The organism is Stenotrophomonas maltophilia group sp. Smal12, from assembly GCF_037079935.1.
GTDB lineage: Bacteria > Pseudomonadota > Gammaproteobacteria > Xanthomonadales > Xanthomonadaceae > Stenotrophomonas > Stenotrophomonas sepilia.
In genome coordinates, this window is record NZ_JBAWUK010000147.1 from 1 (window position 1) to 501 (window position 501).

The 501-nt window shown below is 61.3% G+C and carries 1 protein-coding gene; it reads right to left on the bottom strand.

Annotated features, from left to right (window positions below; genetic code table 11):
* Positions 1 to 501: IS5 family transposase (locus tag WDC87_RS22010; RefSeq protein WP_336331357.1), on the bottom strand; the 501-nt coding region annotated here is incomplete at both ends.

The window sequence follows — 501 nt, forward strand, 5'->3', positions numbered from 1 at the left end:
AAACAGCGTCATCACCTGCGCGGTGTTCTTGGCCAGGCCGCGATAGCGCACCTTGGTGTAGCCAAACTGACGCTTGATCACCCGGAACGGATGCTCGACCTTGGCCCTGAGCCGGGCGATGAAATGTTCCCAGTCCTCAACAACCGCACGTTTGCGCTGGTTCCTGATGGCCCGCACCTTCGAAGGCTTGGCCGCGATCAGAAACCCGGCCTTGCTCTGGCTCAGTTCGATGCGCTTGTCCGCACCGGTATAGCCGCTGTCGCCACACACCGTGTCCGCATCGCCATGCAGGAGCTTATGGGTCTGGGTGATGTCAGCCACTTTGGCCGCCGTGCATTGCACGTGGTGCACCAGCCCAGAGGCATCGTCCACGCCGATGTGCGCCTTCATCCCGAAATACCACTGGTTGCCCTTCCTGGTCTGATGCATGTCCGGGTCACGCTTGCCTTGGGCGTTTCTGGTCGAGCTTGGCGCGGCGATGATCGTGGCATCGACGATCGT